This window comes from Vibrio sp. MMG023, from assembly GCF_021654215.1.
GTDB classification, from domain to species: Bacteria; Pseudomonadota; Gammaproteobacteria; order Enterobacterales; family Vibrionaceae; genus Vibrio; species Vibrio jasicida.
In genome coordinates this window covers 265,204-280,349 of the sequence record NZ_JAKFZP010000002.1, presented here as the reverse complement: position 1 = coordinate 280,349, position 15,146 = coordinate 265,204, and the positions used below count along the sequence as shown (strand labels likewise).

Here is a 15,146-nt window from a genome sequence, read left to right as displayed (position 1 = left end):
AAAGGGAAACACAACATGATGAATCTAGAAGGTAAAATTGCCCTAGTGACAGGCGCGAGCCGTGGCATTGGTCGTGCAATTGCTGAACTTCTTGTTGAACGCGGTGCGACAGTTATCGGTACTGCAACGTCTGAAGGCGGCGCAGCAGCGATCAGCGAATACCTAGGTGAAAATGGCAAAGGCCTTGCACTTAACGTAACTGACGTTGAGTCAATCGAAGCGACACTAAAAAACATCAACGATGAGTTTGGTGCGATCGATATCCTAGTTAACAACGCTGGTATCACGCGTGATAACCTACTTATGCGCATGAAAGATGATGAGTGGAATGACATCATCAATACGAACCTAACGCCTATCTATCGCATGTCTAAAGCGGTTTTACGCGGCATGATGAAAAAACGTGCGGGTCGTATCATCAATGTAGGTTCAGTTGTTGGTACTATGGGTAACGCTGGTCAAACTAACTATGCTGCAGCAAAAGCGGGCGTGATTGGCTTTACTAAGTCGATGGCTCGTGAAGTTGCTTCTCGTGGCGTGACAGTCAATACAGTAGCACCTGGTTTTATTGAAACTGACATGACTAAGGCGCTAAATGATGACCAACGTGCAGCAACGTTGTCAAACGTGCCTGCAGGTCGTCTAGGTGACCCACGTGAAATTGCATCAGCAGTTGTGTTCCTGGCTTCACCTGAAGCGGCTTACATTACTGGTGAAACTTTGCATGTAAATGGTGGCATGTACATGGTTTAATGCACAGTTCGCGCAAAATAAGCTGTTTTACTTTGTGAAAAATAGCCTATAGTTGCTGTTAACTGTCATTAAGTTGTCATGCTCATGCGCAAGATTTGTGCATGATTTAAGTCAAAAATGTATTGAAATTCGGTTAAATTCGCTAATTTTGTGGTTTGACCAGCAAGGACCCCCTTGCAACTTTCAATAGTTCGAATAAACTACGGAATCATCGCATTAGGCGAAATCTGTAAAGGAAAAGAAAAATGAGCAACATCGAAGAACGCGTAAAGAAAATCATTGTTGAACAGCTAGGTGTAGACGAAGCAGAAGTTAAAAACGAAGCTTCATTTGTTGATGATCTAGGTGCTGATTCTCTAGACACTGTAGAGCTAGTTATGGCTCTAGAAGAGGAATTCGACACTGAGATTCCTGACGAAGAAGCTGAGAAAATCACTACTGTTCAAGCTGCAATCGACTACGTAAACAGCGCTCAGTAATTATCTCTCCCAGGCGGTCTCCTAGACCGCCTGTGTTCTTTCTAACTTCTTCTATCCTCTCATAGAAACATTCAATTCCCGGAGAATTATATCGTGTCCAAGCGTCGTGTAGTTGTCACTGGCATGGGTATGTTGTCACCGGTAGGCAACACAGTCGAATCATCTTGGAAAGCCCTGCTAGAAGGTCAAAGTGGTATTGTTAACATCGAACATTTCGATGCAACAAACTTCTCAACTCGTTTTGCAGGTCTTGTAAAAGATTTCGATTGCACAGAGTACATGTCTAAAAAAGATGCGCGTAAAATGGATCTATTCATCCAATACGGCATTGCTGCTGGTATCCAAGCGCTAGATGACTCTGGCTTACAAATTACCGAAGAAAACGCGGCTCGAGTTGGTGTTGCAATCGGCTCAGGTATTGGCGGCCTAGACCTTATCGAAACAGGTCATACAGCACTTGTTGATAAAGGCCCTCGCAAAGTTAGCCCATTTTTTGTTCCTTCGACCATCGTAAACATGGTTGCAGGTAACCTATCTATCATGCGTGGTCTTCGTGGTCCAAACATCGCGATCTCTACAGCATGTACTACTGGTCTTCACAACATTGGCCACGCGGCACGTATGATCGCATACGGTGACGCTGAAGCTATGGTTGCTGGTGGTGCTGAAAAAGCATCTACTCCACTAGGTATGGCTGGTTTTGGTGCAGCAAAAGCGCTTTCTACTCGCAATGACGAACCACAAAAAGCGTCTCGTCCTTGGGATAAAGGCCGTGATGGTTTCGTTCTTGGTGACGGTGCCGGTATTATGGTTCTTGAAGAGTATGAACACGCGAAAGCACGCGGCGCTAAGATTTACGCAGAGCTTGTTGGCTTTGGCATGTCTGGTGACGCTTACCACATGACTTCTCCAAGTGAAGATGGTTCAGGTGGCGCTCTAGCGATGGAAGCAGCAATGCGTGACGCAAACATCACAGGTACTCAAGTTGGTTACGTGAATGCTCACGGTACATCAACGCCTGCGGGTGACGTTGCTGAAATCAAGGGTGTGAAACGTGCTCTTGGTGAAGAAGGCTCTAAGCAAGTACTTGTCTCTTCGACTAAATCGATGACTGGTCACCTACTAGGTGCTGCAGGTTCGGTTGAAGCTATTATTACGGTTCTATCGCTGGTTGACCAAATTGTTCCACCAACGATCAACCTTGATGATCCAGAAGAAGGCTTAGATATCGACCTTGTGCCGCACACAGCGCGTAAAGTTGATATGGAATACGCTATCTGTAATTCGTTCGGCTTCGGCGGAACAAACGGTTCGCTTGTATTCAAAAAATTTGCTGAGTAAAAATCTCTAACACTGTTTAGAGACACGAAACTTGTATTCTAACGGCTCGATGCTTAGCATTGAGCCGTTTTGTTTTATTTGGCGCTCACAAAGCAAGGGTATTTGAATGTTCTGGGTAAATGGACTTCCACAAACGCACGTTTCAGTTAGCGATCGTTCTTTTCAGTATGGCGATGGTTGCTTCACCACTATTTTGACTAAAAAAGGTGAACTGGTTTATTGGCCAGAACATATCGAGCGGTTGGAGGCGTGCCTAAAAACATTGCAAATACCTTCTCCAAATTGGTGCACTGTCCATGAATGGGCTACCCAAGCTATTTTGAAAGATGAATTGGCAGGTATCAAAATTCACATCAGCCGTGGTGAAGGTGGGCGAGGGTACAGTCCAAGTGGCATTGAGGGACCTACGGTCAGTGTATCTAACTTTGCGTTCCCTTCTCATTATCCTTTTTGGCAAGAAAATGGTGTTCACTTAGGGGTCTGTGAAACCCGCCTTGGTATTCAACCGCTTCTGGCCGGACATAAGCATAATAACCGAATAGAACAAGTTCTCGCCAAAGCAGAAATAGAGGGCTCTGAATTTACCGATGCTGTGACGTTAAATGTGCAAAATCATGTCATTGAAACTACAATGGCAAACCTTTTTTGGGTTAAAGATAATAGTGTGTTTACACCGGATTTGAGTTTATCTGGTGTCGCTGGCGTCCAGCGCCGTAAAGTTCTGGAATATTTAGATGTTATTGGTATTAAAGTGGCAGTGAGTACTTATTCGCTTGCCGAGCTGCTTGAGGCCGATGAGATCTGGATGTGTAACTCTCTATTAGGTGTTGCTCCTGTTAGGAGCATTTCGTCGCAAAACAATAAGACTCTATTTCCAATTGGAAAATTGACACAACGACTTCAAGGGAATCTAAATACGTGATTAAAAAACTGTTTGCTTTTGTTGTACTGATTGCCGTTATTGGTGCAGCTGGTGTTTTTTACGTTGTTTCACAGACTAAGCAATATGTTAACTCGCCAATTCTTATAGAGCAGCCTCAGCTGTTTACCGTAGAAAATGGCACCAGCTTTCACCGAGTGATGCGTGATCTTGTAAAAGACGACATCATAGAAGCTTCTGATTACATTCGTTTAATGCCCCACCTTTACCCAGAGCTTCTTCAGGTGCGAGCAGGCACTTACCAACTTGAGCCTAGTGTGTCGTTGTACGAAACTCTCGAACAACTTAATACTGGCAAAGAGCATCAATTTGCGATTACGTTTGTTGAGGGGAGCCGTTTTTCTGAGTGGGTTGAACAACTGAGTGCTGCGCCATATGTTAAGCATGATATGACAGATTTATCTGAAAAACAGATGGCGGAAAAATTGGGTATTAAACGAGATAAGCTAGAAGGTTTGTTTTTAGCAGAGACGTATCACTACACTGCGGGCGCAAGTGAAAGTCAAATTCTGAAGCGTGCTCATGATAAGTTGAATGCCATTTTGGATGCTCACTGGGTGCAACGCCAAGAAAAACTGCCAATCAAAGATAAATATGAAGCATTGATCTTAGCGTCTATCATCGAGAAAGAGACGGCGATTGATTCTGAGCGTGAACGTGTAGCTTCTGTGTTTGTAAACCGTTTGAATAAACGTATGCGCCTACAAACAGACCCGACGGTTATCTATGGTATGGGCGATGCGTATGATGGCAACATCCGGAAGAAAGACTTACGAACACCAACGCCATACAACACTTACACGATTAATGGCTTGCCGCCAACACCAATTGCCATGGCTGGTGAAGCATCGATTGAAGCGGCTTTAAACCCAGAAAACAGCAACTATCTATATTTCGTAGCAAGTGGAAAGGGCGGACATGTATTTTCGAAATCCCTTGCTGAGCACAATCGTGCTGTACGTGCCTATTTAAGAGAACTAAGAAAGAACAAATGATGAAAGCAAACTTTATTGTCGTTGAGGGCCTAGAAGGCGCGGGTAAAAGCACTGCCATTAAAACAGTTTTAGATACGCTCAAGATGGCGGGTATCGAAAACATTGTTAATACTCGTGAACCTGGTGGCACACCGCTAGCAGAAAAAATGCGTGCGCTTGTAAAAGAAGAGCATGAGGGTGAAGACCTAAAAGACATGACCGAACTGCTTTTGCTTTACGCAGCGCGTGTTCAGCTAGTCGAAAACGTCATCAAGCCAGCTCTAGCAAACGAACAGTGGGTGGTGGGCGATCGTCATGATTTGTCTTCTCAGGCTTACCAAGGTGGTGGTCGTCAAATCGATGCATCTCTTATGAAGAACCTACGTGATACCACGTTAGGTGAGTTCAAGCCTGCATTCACACTGTACATGGATATCGATCCGCGTGTCGGTCTTGAGCGTGCTCGTGGTCGTGGCGAACTTGATCGTATTGAAAAGATGGACATCAGCTTTTTTGAGCGTACTCGTGAGCGTTATTTAGAGCTGGCGAATGCAGACGATTCTATTGTTATTATCAACGCACAACAGACGATTGAAGAAGTGTCACGAGACATCAAAGCTGCTCTTAATGAGTGGTTAGAGCAACAATAAGTGATATCTGGATTGAGGTGATTCATGTTGAATGATTTTCCATGGTTACAGCCAGTTTGGGATAACCTAAAAACGAGCCTAGATTCCGAACGGGTTCCCGGCGCTTTGATGCTGCAAAGTGAGAAAGGTTTGGCCGTGGATAAGCTCGTGGAAGTTTTCAGTCTTACTTTGTTGTGCCAAAACTACGCCAGCGAAGCTTGTGGTTTTTGCCATAGCTGTCAGTTGGTGAAGTCTCAAAGCCATCCCGATTTACATTGGATAAGGCCAGAGAAAGAAGGCAAAGCGATTACGGTTGATCAGATTCGCGCCTGTAATCGTCTTGCTCATGAGTCTTCTCAATTGAATGGCTATCGTGTGTTTATTATCGAGCCTGCGGATGCAATGAATGAGTCTGCATCTAATGCTTTGTTAAAAACACTCGAAGAACCAGGACACAAATGCTTGTTCTTACTTGTCACGCACAATCAAGAGCGATTACTGCCAACGATTCAAAGTCGTTGTCAGCAGTGGGTGGTGGCATCCCCTTCGACTGAACAGGCAATGAACTGGATTAAAGAGCAAGGCGAGTCAAATGTGCCTGCTTATGCGCTGAAGTTGAATATGGGGTCTCCAATAAAAACCCTAGAAGCTGTGAAAAGTGGCGAGTTAGATGAATATCAAACGTTTGAACGCTGTTTTATCGACACGCTATCTTCGCCGATATCGGATGTTTTTCAGTGCGCGACTATGATTGCGAAGAACCCTGATAAAGCGTTGGACTGGGCATGGTATTTATTAACAGATGCGCAGAAGGCTCAGTTTGGCGTTGTCGAGGTGGATCAACTGCCTGGCGCGACGAAGTTCCCAACAAATAATTATGATGGGTTGTACCTATCAACGAAAAAGCTCCTTGAGCTTAAAGCACAGGTGCAGAATTTTCCCGGTTTAAACCTTGAACTACTATCAATGAACTGGTTAATTGAATCACGAGAGGCATTATGTTCGTAGATTCGCATTGTCATTTAGACAAGTTGAATTACGACGATCTTCATATCAATGTTGAAGACGTTATTAACAAAGCAAAACAAGCTAACGTAACCGAACTTCTATCGGTCGGTGTGACGTTGGACTCTTTCCCTAAGATGTTAGAGCTGATCACGCCTTACGATAATGTATACGCGTCTTGTGGTGTGCACCCACTTGATGTAGAAAGTGCATTTTCACTAGAGACGCTGCATCGTCATGCTTCTCACGAGAAAGTCGTGGCGATTGGTGAAACGGGGTTAGATTATCATTACAAACCAGAGACAGCGGGACTGCAAAAAGAGCGTTTTGAGCAGCAAGTTGAATTAGCGGTAGAACTAAATAAACCACTCATCATTCATACTCGTAACGCACGTGAAGATACATTAGAAATTCTACGTAAAGGTGGAGCGGATAAATGTGGTGGTGTGATTCATTGTTTTACGGAAGATCTGCCATTTGCAGAAGCTGCGTTGGATTTGGGGTTCTACATCTCAATTTCGGGTATTGTGACTTTCCGTCAAGCGACAGAATTGAAGGAAGTAGTGAAAGCATTACCGCTAGAAAAGCTACTTATTGAGACGGACTCACCGTATTTAGCTCCCGTGCCACATCGTGGAAAAGAGAACCAACCCGCTTACGTAGTCGAAGTTGCAGCCTATATCGCACAGCTAAAAGGATGCTCGCTAGCAGAGGTAGGGCAAAAAACCACCGAAAACTTCCGAAATCTTTTTTTGCGATGAAAAATCAATAAGCGTAGTAAAAAAGGGGCAATAGCCCCTTTTTTGTTTAGAAATACGCCAAAAAGATCATTTAGTTTAATGTTTACTAAATTTGTTGATTTAACCGCATTCAAATTCCTCAAATGTAATTTTGTTACTAAAAATAACATCAGTCTTTATTTTATTTACGCCTTAAAATTAATTCTGTTGATAATAAAGTCTTTATAAAACAGTAATATAAGTTTAATGCAAACCTTTTCATTAGCGCTTTTTCGGTGTGATCTGAGACTTGTTTTGAAACTAAATTTCGTAACTGTGTGGAAAGTTTGAGGGCCATCAATATATATTTAGAGCCGGAAAATATAATGCAACGTGTGGTTACATTTTCATTGGGTGCTAACATTGAGGCTACGGGGGTGTGCCGTTAGTGCCCAAATAATACTTATAATTTATCAGGAGCATAAACATGTTTAAGAACCTTTTTGCAAACCTGCAAAAAGTTGGTAAAGCTCTGATGCTACCAGTATCAGTTTTGCCAGTCGCAGGTATTCTACTAGGTGTTGGTGCTGCCCACCTTAGCTTCATTCCAGAGATCGTTTCGAATCTTATGGAACAAGCTGGTGGTTCAGTATTCGGCCAAATGGCACTTCTATTTGCTGTTGGTGTAGCACTTGGCTTCACAAACAACGACGGTGTAGCAGGTCTTGCTGCTATTGTTGGTTACGGCATTATGACAGCAACGCTTGGCGTTATGGCTGGCATCATGGGCGTTGAGAAAATCGATACAGGCGTACTAGGTGGTATCCTTGTCGGTGGTGTTGCTGCTTGGGCATTCAACCGTTTCTTCAAAATTCAACTTCCAGAGTACCTTGGTTTCTTCGCTGGTAAGCGTGCAGTGCCAATCATCACTGGTTTTGCTGCGATTTTCCTTGCGGTAGTACTTTCTTTCGTATGGCCACCAATCGGCGGTGCAATCTCTGCATTCTCTGACTGGGCTGCACATCAGAACCCACAACTAGCATTCGGTATTTACGGTGTTGTTGAACGTTCTCTAATCCCATTCGGTCTACACCACGTATGGAACGTACCATTCTTCTTCGAAGCTGGTACTTGTGTGAACGCTGCGGGCGAAACTCAAAACGGCGTACTAACTTGTTACCTAGTTGCTGATGAAGCATCTCGTGCTGCTGGTAATGGCTTCGGTCAGCTAGCGGGTGGTTACATGTTCAAGATGTTTGGTCTACCAGCTGCAGCAATCGCAATTGCTCACTGTGCTAAACCAGAAAACCGCGCGAAAGTAATGGGTATCATGGCATCTGCTGCGTTGACTTCATTCCTAACAGGTATTACTGAGCCAATCGAATTCTCATTCCTATTCGTTGCTCCACTACTATACGGTATCCACGCTCTACTAGCTGGTTCTGCATACGTTGTTGCTAATACTCTCGGTTTCGTACACGGTACATCATTCTCACACGGTCTGATCGACTTCCTAGTTCTATCTGGCCACGCTCAGAAGATGGGTCTGATGGTTGCTGTTGGTCTAGTTTACGCAGTCATTTACTACGTAGTATTCCGCACAGTAATCACTGCTCTTGACCTAAAAACTCCTGGTCGTGAAGATGAAACAGAAACTGCTGCGGTTGCGACTGGTTCAGACATGGCTGGTGAGCTTGTTGCTGCATTCGGCGGTAAAGCTAACATCACAGGTCTAGACGCATGTATCACTCGTCTACGTGTAGCAGTTGCTGATACAGCAGCCGTTGACCAAGACAAGCTAAAACAACTTGGCGCTGCTGGTGTTGTAGTTGTTGCAGGTGGTGTACAGGCTATCTTCGGTACTAAGTCTGACAACCTGAAAACAGAAATGGATGAGTGGATTCGTAACCACGGCTAATCTCAGTCATTCATAAAAAAGGAGGCTTCGGCCTCCTTTTTTGATCTGTAAATTTTGGTCTACCTTTTTCTTTTCTATTGTTACTGTTTTCTCTCTTAGTCACTTCCTTAGTTACAGTGCGTGATCTTCTTCTCAGCCTTACCTTTGTAGCTTTATTCGTACGTCATCCTTACTCGTTACTGACAAAATAAAATGGTGTTATGTTTGAATTATGCACGCTGTTTTTTAGAGGGGGAGATGTTGATGAAAAAACTAATTTTGTTGGCAGCAGCTGCATTGCCAAGCGCCGTAATGGCTGCAGATGGACCAAAGAATTTTTCTGTGGGTATGGCTGTTGATCAGCAGTTGAGTGTCGTGATTGAAATTGAAGATAAGTATCGCGGCATCATTGGTAATGATGGGATGGCGTTTGACTACATTGCGAAGCGCGGGACGTTCGATCAAAGCATGCCACTGACCTGGTACGTCGGTATTGGTGGTTGGTATGAGTGGGATGATGAATTTGGTGTCCGTGTTCCATTGGGTTTGAACTGGGACTTATCTAAAGGTTGGGACGTCTACGCTCAAATTCACCCAGAACTTGAGCTTTATAAAGGACCTGACCTACAAATCGGTGGGGCACTTGGTATCAAGTATAATTTCTAACAGACACAAAAATGCCGGCTTTGTCGCCGGCACTTTATTTTTTAACTTCTAATTATGATTATTGCTTGTTCATCGCACGTTTGATGCAAATTGCGGCTCCGCCCCAAGTAATACCCAGACCGATAATCATCATGATGATTGCACTTGTCGTCATTACGCTTTCTCCTTGCTCATTACGTTAATTAATACACCAAACACGAACAGCGCAGCAATCATTGCCCAACCTAGGGTTAGGTCGTAGCCACCGTAGCCTTCTGTTAGAAGCGCGTACAGTTTTGTTGCCAAGATAATCGCTAGCATGATAGGCGTCACGAAACGTAGACAGATTTCAAACCATTGACCGATAGAGAAGTCAGAGCGTTCATTAACGTAATTGCGAACTTCTGGCACTTGTTTCAATAACCAAGCCATCAGAACGATTTCTACAAGGCCGCCAACCATAATACCAACGTTGTTTGCGAAGTGGTCGACAAGGTCAAGTAGAAGCAGTCCGCCGTTGGTCGCGAATGCCATCGAGACAACAAATCCCGCACCAATTACGACGTTAGCGGCTTTTTTACGACTCCATTTTAGCTTGTCGATAACCGCTGAAGTGACTGCCTCCATGATCGAAATGTGCGAGCTTAAACCAGCAACAACCAAAGCAAAGAAGAACAGCGGGCCAAGAATGTATGGTGCTGGTAATAAGTTAATTGCCGCAGGTAATGTCACAAATGCCAATCCAACACCTGCAGATACAACTTCAGTGAGTGGTTTGCCTTGCTCTTGCGCCATATAACCCAACACTGAGAAAATCATGATACCCGATAGAATTGAGAAGCCACAGTTGATCAATACCGTCATAAAGGCGTTATTGGTGATGTCCGATTTCTCTGGTAGGTAGCTTGAGTACGCCAGCATGATCGCAAAGCCAATGCTCAACGTGAAGAAGATTTGACCATAAGCCGCAGCCCATACCTTCACATCCCAAATTTTGCTGAAATCAGGCTCGAACATGTAGTTCACACCATCTAGCGCACCAGGTAGGAAAATCATGCGGCCAATCAAGAAGATCACCATAACAAACAAAATAGGCATCATGATCTTAGAAGCGCGTTCAATACCCGATTTAACACCGCTCACAATGGCTGTGTAGGTAATCGCCCAAGCAATCAACATAGATACTGCGATCTTCCATTGAATACTGCCTAAATCCGTTGGTGAATTATCACCAAGCTTTAGGTATTCACTAAAGAAGAATGCATTCGTATCTGAACCCCAACTTTGAGTAAACGACATACCAAAATAAGAAATCGCCCAACCAATAACGGCAACGTAATAGACTGCGATAACTGCAGCAACACCCACCTGAAACCAACCTAACCACTCAAACTTAGAGTGGATCTTCGCGAGTGTTTTTGGCGCAGAACCACGGTACTTTTGACCCATACTGAACTCTAGGATCATGAATGGAATACCTGCTGTGATCATGGCGAAAAGGTAAGGAATAAAAAAGGCACCGCCACCATTCTCATAAGCCATATAAGGGAAACGCCAGATGTTACCCAAACCGATGGCTGAACCGACTGCGGCTAAAATGAATCCCGCACGGGATCCCCATTGTTCTCGCTTCATATTTGACTCCTGTACAACTCCCTAAGGAATGAAGCTCTTTCAGGCATTATGAAAAAACCAGCAGAAGAAAGGGCAACTGTTATCCATCAGTTTTTATCCTTAATTCCGAATTGTTACAAAATTCTGGTGTTTTACTTTGTAATGCATGCAAAGAAATAGAATTAAATGCTTAGTATTTTGATGTGTGTTTGTAAAAGCTGAAATATTCTTCTGCTTTCTGTGGTTAGACTAACTTTTTACATTATTTAGCGCAATAGATTCTAAATGTTAATGGCAGGATTTTATGTGGTTTAAATATTGTTAAATGGTGTTTTTGTAGGGCATCCGATCGGTAATTAGTGGTTGTTTTTGAAATAAATATCTAAATTATCAATGTGATCTTGGTCTAATAAACTGTTTTTGTTTTATAGGGCGTCTGTCTGTATTGATGACACCCTATAGAAGATATTACGTTAAAACGACGTGTTAGAAGCGGAAGGTAAAACCAATATTTGACTGGAATTGGTTCATCCAATCGGTTTCAAACTTGATAATACAAGATGAACCGTCAGTCGGTAGGACGCAGGCTCCTGATGTGTCGTTATCGACAACAGTGCCCAACCAACGGATCTGAGCTGTCATCGCAAAGGTTTTCGAGAATTCGTATTCAAGACCGGCGAAAGCACTGCCAGAAAACCCGTATTTGTCATTAACCCAATCAACATCGGCATAAGAGGCTCCTAATCCCAAGCCAACATAGGTTTGCCATCCTTGAGAAAGAGGGTAGTAAATACTGCTTTGAAATTGGAGATAGTGAATATCTGCGGAGTTATTGATGTCTTGTAGCTCTGAGGATTGGTTTGAATAGAAAAAACCAATACGACCCATCTCGAAAGGTGTTTCTACGGATATCGCATAATTGATGGAAGGGTCTAAATCGTAGGTGCGGCTGTTTTCATCCTCTACTTTTCCGCCCCCTGTAAAGCCGACGTAGGGAGTAACAATAACGTTTGCTTGAGCAGCCATAGAACTGCTCAATAAGATACTCCCAACTAGCCAGCCAATTTTATAGTTCATTTGCTATCTCCTTATTATGACTAAGCTAATTGTGATGCCTTAGTCAAAATCGTGCGACTAAATTAGGCAATTCTTGAACATAATTCACACTGGTGTTATTAATTTGTTACAACTAAAGGAGGTGTCTATGGAACACGATCTAAAATCCGCCCTACTCATTGTCGTCACGGTGTTCGCAGTTTTACTGTCTTTTGGGATTATTGCGATTACTACGGCTTAACTAACATACTGGCATCACGCCTATGATACGTAACAGCGGTATAATCACCGACAGCCATGCAGAGCTTGATGTAGATGTTTACGAGCGCTTTAGAAATGGCAAAACTGCCCTTGTCGCACAAGGTGGAGGGCAGAGAGGGATTTTTACCGCTGGTGTATTGGATGCATTTCTTCTTTCCAATTTCGACCCGTTTGATGAGTTCTATGGAACTTCAGCCGGCGCGCTTAACCTCTGTGCTTATCTCTGCCGACAACACGGAATGGGGAAAGCTTTCATTACTGACCTCACGACATCTGACGAATTCTTCAATCTCTTCCGCTACATCCGTAAAAAGCAGTATTTGGGGCTAGAATGGGCCTTAGAGCGGATTCAGGATTACCCTTACAAACTTGACTTAGATATGGGTAAAAGTGTGTTAGGAGCCCGTAGCGCCTTCGCAGCGGTTACTAACGCCGACACTCTCTCAGATCAATACCTGCCGATTTTGAGCCAAAATTGGGTTAATACTATGGTAGCGACGTGCGCCATACCAAAATTGTACCAAAGCCCCGTGAGTATTAATGGTCAGCAGTTTGTGGATGGAGGTGTATCTGCGTCTATCCCAGTGCAAGAAGCATGGCGACAAAATGCACGTAATATTATTGTGATTCGTACTGAGCCTTTTTCTGAATCAGAAGCTAAAGCGCAAAGTGAGATTGGTGATGGTGGCGTTGAGTGGTATCGAGAATCTATCAATTCAGTACAAGAATCTTGGCAACAAAAAGTTACTCAATGGAAAGATGATTGGAGTGACTTCCTTCAACAAAAAATCAATGCCGCTCATGACTCTAAGTTAACTGGCCACAAACTGCTGAATGGCGGACGTTGGTTGTTTGGGGCGGACAATTTGTATCGTTTGAGTCATTTGGTCGGAGAGAACTTCGACTCCGGGCTGGCAGATATGTTGATGATTCACTACCAAACGTTCGAACTGACACAAGCTTTCTTGTCTGCGCCGCCGGATGATACCTTTATCCTCCAGTTGGCTCCTAAAGAAGAACTCCAATCCTCTTCTCTACTTAGTGACCCAGAAGCGCTAGAGCATGACTACCAACTCGGACTACAAGCGGGTTTTAACCTAATTCAGCTCTATGATAAGTTAAACGTAGATGGCCGAGAGACCGCTTAGGTTTGAATCCGTAATTCGATAAAAGAAAAGGCTCCAGTTGGAGCCTTTGTCATGTATTCGAGTCAAATGCTACGCAGATAGGATTCGCATACAGTTCGTTGAACCAACCACATCCATGACATCACCTTGAGTGAAGATCACGAGATCCCCTTCATCGAGCAATCCTTGTTCTTTAAGCGTTACAATTGCCGCGTGAGCGGTCGTCAATCCAGCGCCCCCCTTAGAATCAAAGAACACTGGTGTTACACCACGGTATAGTGCTGCACGGTTCAATGTGGACTCGTTACGAGAGAGTGCGAAAATCGGTAGACCAGAACTCAAACGTGACATCATCAATGCTGTGCGGCCTGATTCTGTTAATGAAATCATCGCTTTTACGCCTTCCATATGATTGGCAGCATACATAGTCGACATTGCAATGGTCTCTTCTGCGGTCGCAAACGTGCGATCCAATCGGTAAGTCGAGAGGCTTGCTTCTGACATTTTTTCTGCACCCATACAGACTTCTGCCATGGATTTAACGGTTTCTACTGGGTATAAACCCGCAGCTGTTTCACCTGAAAGCATAACGGCGTCTGTACCATCAAGCACGGCGTTGGCAACGTCCATCACTTCTGCACGAGTTGGCATCGGTGCGGCCATCATAGATTCCATCATTTGGGTTGCAGTGATAACAATGCGGTTTAAGCTACGCGCACGGCGGATCAGCTTTTTCTGTACGCCGATAAGCTCTGGATCGCCAATTTCTACCCCTAAGTCACCACGAGCCACCATCACCACATCGGAAGCGAGGATGATGTCATCAATTGCTTCATTGTTCGCTACCGTCTCTGCTCGCTCGACTTTAGCGACAAGCTTCGCTTCTAAGCCAGCGTCACGCGCTAAACGACGTGCGTAGTTCATGTCTTCCCCGTTGCGAGGGAATGAGATGGCTAAGTAATCCACTTTGATTTCTGCTGCGGTTAGGATGTCTGCCTTATCTTTTTCTGTTAGAGCATCCGCAGAAAGACCGCCACCTTTTTTGTTGATGCCTTTGTTGTTGGACAATGGACCACCAACAGTGACTCGGGTGTGAACTTTATTTCCTTCAACGCTGGTAACTTGGAGCTGTACTCGGCCATCATCAAGTAACAGGATGTCGTTAGTTGAGACGTCCTGTGGAAGTTCTTTGTAATCTAAGCCAACCGATTCTTGGTTGCCTTCGCCTTTAGGTAAGTCACTATCTAAAGTGAACTTGTCTCCGACACTGAGGATGATTTTACCATCTTGGAAAGTTGAGACTCGTATTTTAGGACCTTGTAAATCGCCGAGAATAGCAACTTGTCGACCCAGTTTAGCCGCAATCGCACGGACTTTATTGGCTCGTTGAATATGGTCTTCGCTCGTACCGTGGGAAAAGTTCATACGTACGACGTTTGCGCCCGCTTTGATGATTTCTTCAAGGACATTGTCTTTGTCGGTTGAAGGGCCTAGCGTTGTGACGATTTTTGTTCTTCTCAATATAGAAGTCATAGATTCTCCGAAGAATGCAGGTGTAGGACGAGATAACTGGAATTCTATTCTCGCTAAGTATATGCACACTATGTACATATTGTTCGTATTTAGGTCAAAGTGCTGAAAAAACGCTGAGTCTCAGGCTTTGCTTCCTAATTTGATGAATAAAATAAGTCAATTTTCAAACAATT

The 15,146-nt window shown here is 44.0% G+C and carries 16 protein-coding genes; 12 read left to right on the top strand and 4 right to left on the bottom strand.

Annotated features, from left to right (window positions below; genetic code table 11):
• Positions 1–18: 18 nt before the first annotated feature.
• From fabG to L1076_RS06315, 10 genes are all read left to right on the top strand, one after another.
• The gene (fabG, locus tag L1076_RS06360; protein WP_026000247.1) at positions 19–753 is read left to right on the top strand and encodes a 3-oxoacyl-ACP reductase FabG; all 735 of its coding nucleotides are present in this window, start codon (positions 19–21) and stop codon (positions 751–753) included.
• 245 nt (positions 754–998) lie between these two features.
• Positions 999–1,232 carry an acyl carrier protein gene (acpP, locus tag L1076_RS06355; protein WP_004406112.1) on the top strand — a complete coding sequence of 78 codons (234 nt, stop codon included), beginning with the start codon at positions 999–1,001 and terminating at the stop codon, positions 1,230–1,232.
• A gap of 93 nt (positions 1,233–1,325) precedes the next feature.
• A complete protein-coding gene (gene fabF / locus L1076_RS06350; protein WP_038869452.1) occupies positions 1,326–2,573 on the top strand; it encodes a beta-ketoacyl-ACP synthase II in 1,248 nt (415 codons plus the stop codon).
• Positions 2,574–2,679: 106 nt separating this feature from the next.
• Positions 2,680–3,495, top strand: coding sequence for an aminodeoxychorismate lyase (gene pabC / locus L1076_RS06345; protein ID WP_237303388.1), 816 nt, complete (start codon positions 2,680–2,682; stop codon positions 3,493–3,495).
• Positions 3,492–4,508, top strand: coding sequence for an endolytic transglycosylase MltG (mltG, locus tag L1076_RS06340; protein ID WP_104036861.1), 1,017 nt, complete (start codon positions 3,492–3,494; stop codon positions 4,506–4,508). The genes pabC and mltG overlap by 4 nt, the downstream gene beginning before the upstream one ends.
• On the top strand, positions 4,505–5,137 hold the full coding sequence (gene tmk / locus L1076_RS06335; protein ID WP_038869457.1) for a dTMP kinase: 633 nt from the start codon (positions 4,505–4,507) through the stop codon (positions 5,135–5,137). Before mltG ends, tmk begins: the two co-directional genes overlap by 4 nt.
• Before the next feature lie 24 nt (positions 5,138–5,161).
• Positions 5,162–6,124 (top strand): DNA polymerase III subunit delta', encoded by a 963-nt coding sequence (locus L1076_RS06330; RefSeq protein ID WP_237303387.1) that lies wholly within the window; start codon positions 5,162–5,164, stop codon positions 6,122–6,124.
• The gene (locus tag L1076_RS06325; protein ID WP_038869462.1) at positions 6,115–6,882 is read left to right on the top strand and encodes a YchF/TatD family DNA exonuclease; all 768 of its coding nucleotides are present in this window, start codon (positions 6,115–6,117) and stop codon (positions 6,880–6,882) included. The genes L1076_RS06330 and L1076_RS06325 overlap by 10 nt, the downstream gene beginning before the upstream one ends.
• A gap of 445 nt (positions 6,883–7,327) precedes the next feature.
• Positions 7,328–8,758, top strand: coding sequence for a PTS glucose transporter subunit IIBC (ptsG, locus tag L1076_RS06320; RefSeq protein WP_038869464.1), 1,431 nt, complete (start codon positions 7,328–7,330; stop codon positions 8,756–8,758).
• Positions 8,759–9,001: 243 nt separating this feature from the next.
• Complete coding sequence (locus tag L1076_RS06315; RefSeq protein WP_105068796.1) at positions 9,002–9,403, top strand: hypothetical protein; 402 nt, start codon at positions 9,002–9,004, stop codon at positions 9,401–9,403.
• Between the two features lie 58 nt (positions 9,404–9,461).
• Here L1076_RS06315 and L1076_RS06310 read toward each other — a convergent pair whose 3' ends face one another.
• The 3 genes from L1076_RS06310 to L1076_RS06300 all read right to left on the bottom strand — a co-directional run bounded on the left by L1076_RS06310 (position 9,462) and on the right by L1076_RS06300 (position 12,073).
• Positions 9,462–9,557 carry a MetS family NSS transporter small subunit gene (locus L1076_RS06310; protein WP_095760653.1) on the bottom strand — a complete coding sequence of 32 codons (96 nt, stop codon included), beginning with the start codon at positions 9,555–9,557 and terminating at the stop codon, positions 9,462–9,464.
• Complete coding sequence (locus L1076_RS06305) at positions 9,557–11,017, bottom strand: sodium-dependent transporter (protein ID WP_038869467.1); 1,461 nt, start codon at positions 11,015–11,017, stop codon at positions 9,557–9,559. Before L1076_RS06305 ends, L1076_RS06310 begins: the two co-directional genes overlap by 1 nt.
• A 465-nt stretch (positions 11,018–11,482) precedes the next feature.
• Complete coding sequence (locus tag L1076_RS06300) at positions 11,483–12,073, bottom strand: outer membrane beta-barrel protein (protein ID WP_038881634.1); 591 nt, start codon at positions 12,071–12,073, stop codon at positions 11,483–11,485.
• Positions 12,074–12,200: 127 nt separating this feature from the next.
• On the opposite strand from L1076_RS06300, the gene L1076_RS06295 reads away from it, so the two are divergent.
• Positions 12,201–12,293 (top strand): YnhF family membrane protein, encoded by a 93-nt coding sequence (locus L1076_RS06295; RefSeq protein WP_005444835.1) that lies wholly within the window; start codon positions 12,201–12,203, stop codon positions 12,291–12,293.
• A 22-nt stretch (positions 12,294–12,315) separates the two neighbouring features.
• Positions 12,316–13,461, top strand: coding sequence for a patatin-like phospholipase family protein (locus L1076_RS06290; protein ID WP_237303386.1), 1,146 nt, complete (start codon positions 12,316–12,318; stop codon positions 13,459–13,461).
• Positions 13,462–13,530: 69 nt separating this feature from the next.
• Here L1076_RS06290 and pyk read toward each other — a convergent pair whose 3' ends face one another.
• A complete protein-coding gene (gene pyk, locus L1076_RS06285; protein WP_038869474.1) occupies positions 13,531–14,973 on the bottom strand; it encodes a pyruvate kinase in 1,443 nt (480 codons plus the stop codon).
• Positions 14,974–15,146 lie beyond the last annotated feature (173 nt).

Bases quoted from the DNA above. Each gene is read 5' to 3' on its own strand.
- fabG (WP_026000247.1), top strand. From the start codon at position 19: ATGAATCTAGAAGGTAAAATTGCCCTAGTGACAGGCGCGAGCCGTGGC.
- acpP (WP_004406112.1), top strand. From the start codon at position 999: ATGAGCAACATCGAAGAACGCGTAAAGAAAATCATTGTTGAACAGCTA.
- pabC (WP_237303388.1), top strand. From the start codon at position 2,680: ATGTTCTGGGTAAATGGACTTCCACAAACGCACGTTTCAGTTAGCGAT.
- tmk (WP_038869457.1), top strand. From the start codon at position 4,505: ATGATGAAAGCAAACTTTATTGTCGTTGAGGGCCTAGAAGGCGCGGGT.
- L1076_RS06330 (WP_237303387.1), top strand. From the start codon at position 5,162: ATGTTGAATGATTTTCCATGGTTACAGCCAGTTTGGGATAACCTAAAA.
- L1076_RS06325 (WP_038869462.1), top strand. From the start codon at position 6,115: ATGTTCGTAGATTCGCATTGTCATTTAGACAAGTTGAATTACGACGAT.
- ptsG (WP_038869464.1), top strand. From the start codon at position 7,328: ATGTTTAAGAACCTTTTTGCAAACCTGCAAAAAGTTGGTAAAGCTCTG.
- L1076_RS06315 (WP_105068796.1), top strand. From the start codon at position 9,002: ATGAAAAAACTAATTTTGTTGGCAGCAGCTGCATTGCCAAGCGCCGTA.
- L1076_RS06310 (WP_095760653.1), bottom strand. From the start codon at position 9,557: ATGACGACAAGTGCAATCATCATGATGATTATCGGTCTGGGTATTACT.
- L1076_RS06305 (WP_038869467.1), bottom strand. From the start codon at position 11,017: ATGAAGCGAGAACAATGGGGATCCCGTGCGGGATTCATTTTAGCCGCA.
- L1076_RS06300 (WP_038881634.1), bottom strand. From the start codon at position 12,073: ATGAACTATAAAATTGGCTGGCTAGTTGGGAGTATCTTATTGAGCAGT.
- L1076_RS06295 (WP_005444835.1), top strand. From the start codon at position 12,201: ATGGAACACGATCTAAAATCCGCCCTACTCATTGTCGTCACGGTGTTC.
- L1076_RS06290 (WP_237303386.1), top strand. From the start codon at position 12,316: ATGATACGTAACAGCGGTATAATCACCGACAGCCATGCAGAGCTTGAT.
- pyk (WP_038869474.1), bottom strand. From the start codon at position 14,973: ATGACTTCTATATTGAGAAGAACAAAAATCGTCACAACGCTAGGCCCT.